Annotated in this window: 1 protein-coding gene; it reads right to left on the bottom strand. The window is 54.7% G+C overall.

Annotated elements, in window-relative coordinates; genetic code table 11:
- Positions 1–61: 61 nt before the first annotated feature.
- A complete protein-coding gene (locus tag JZ00_RS29635; protein WP_039594734.1) occupies positions 62–1,309 on the bottom strand; it encodes an IS256 family transposase in 1,248 nt (415 codons plus the stop codon).
- Positions 1,310–1,361 lie beyond the last annotated feature (52 nt).

A 1,361-nucleotide genomic window follows, 5' to 3' on the forward strand; every position in this document is an offset into this window, starting at 1 on the left:
GAGACTGTCAGATTTTTTGTGTGCGGGCCGGTAACGGCCTGCCGTTAGGCAGGCCGTGCTTTTACCAGGTCGGCCTGATAAATCGATCTCCGTACAGAATCGCAAATTGATTCATCGCACTCTTCCAATCATGGGCTGCAGAGCCCCAGTTTGCAGTGATATTGCGCAGCCCGAGCCAGATCAGTTTGGTGGCCGCATCGTCGGTCGGGAAGTGGCCGCGAGTCTTGATGATCTTTCGTAGCTGAGCATTGATGCTCTCGATAGCGTTGGTTGTGTAGATCACTTTTCGGATCGCTGGCGGGAAAACGAAAAATGGAATTACTCGATCCCAGGCCCGCCGCCAAGCCGCCACTACTGTCGGATATTGCTTGCCCCAAGGCCCGGTTTCGAACGCATCCAGCGCCTGCTCAGCCGCTTCGGCGGTGACTGCTTGATAGATCGGTTTAAGCGCCTTGGCCAGTTCGCGACGCTTATCCCAAGCCACGTAATCAAGGCTGTTGCGGATCAGATGAACGATGCAGGTTTGCAGTGTTGTGGCTGGAAAGACCGCGCCAAGGGCTTCCGGCATGCCTTTGAGCCCATCTGTCACGGCAATCAGTACATCTTCAACGCCGCGAGTTTTGAGGTCGTTGAAAACCTTCATCCAGAACTTCGCACCCTCGGTATTTTCGATCCAGATGCCAAGAATCGCGCGCGTTCCGTCAGGCAAAATACCCAGCGCCAGATAAATCGCTTTGTTACGGACAAGGCCTTCTTCGCGAATTTTAACTCGCAACGCATCAAAGAAAATGACCGGATACATGGGCTCAAGCGGTCGCTGTTGCCACGCGCCAATTTCTTCCATTACCTCGTCAGTGACCGAGCTGATGAAGTCATGCGAAACGTCTGTGCCGTATTGCTCAGAGAGAAAAGCACGGATCTCACGCACGGTCATGCCTCGGGCATACATGGCGATGATCTTGTCATCGAAACCTGTGTAACGACGCTCATGCTTGGGAATCAGAATGGGCGAGAAACTGCCATCCCGGTCACGGGGAATATCCAGCCGCAGCGGGCCATCGCCGGTCAGTACGGTTTTTCCACTCTTGCCATTGCGCTGGTTGGTTTCATCCTCTGGACGCTGCGCGCCCGGAGGATAGCCCAAGTGATGGCCGAGTTCGGCGCTCAAGGCCCGTTCAATCAAAGCCTTCTTGAATGCCGCCGAGGCGTCCTCGATAGCTTCCGCTGTCATCAACCCCTGGCCGAACTGCTCAAGCAGCTCTTTGGGGATTTTGGGCAGGTCACGCAGGGGTTTCTTCTTGGTTGGCATACATGCACCTCTTACTCATGTTATGCCCGAACACAAAATTTCTGACACCCCC

It is taken from the genome of Pseudomonas frederiksbergensis (assembly GCF_000802155.2).
GTDB classification, from domain to species: Bacteria; Pseudomonadota; Gammaproteobacteria; order Pseudomonadales; family Pseudomonadaceae; genus Aquipseudomonas; species Aquipseudomonas frederiksbergensis_A.

Excerpts from the sequence above, each read along its gene's own strand:
- JZ00_RS29635 (WP_039594734.1), bottom strand. The coding sequence starts at position 1,309 with ATGCCAACCAAGAAGAAACCCCTGCGTGACCTGCCCAAAATCCCCAAA.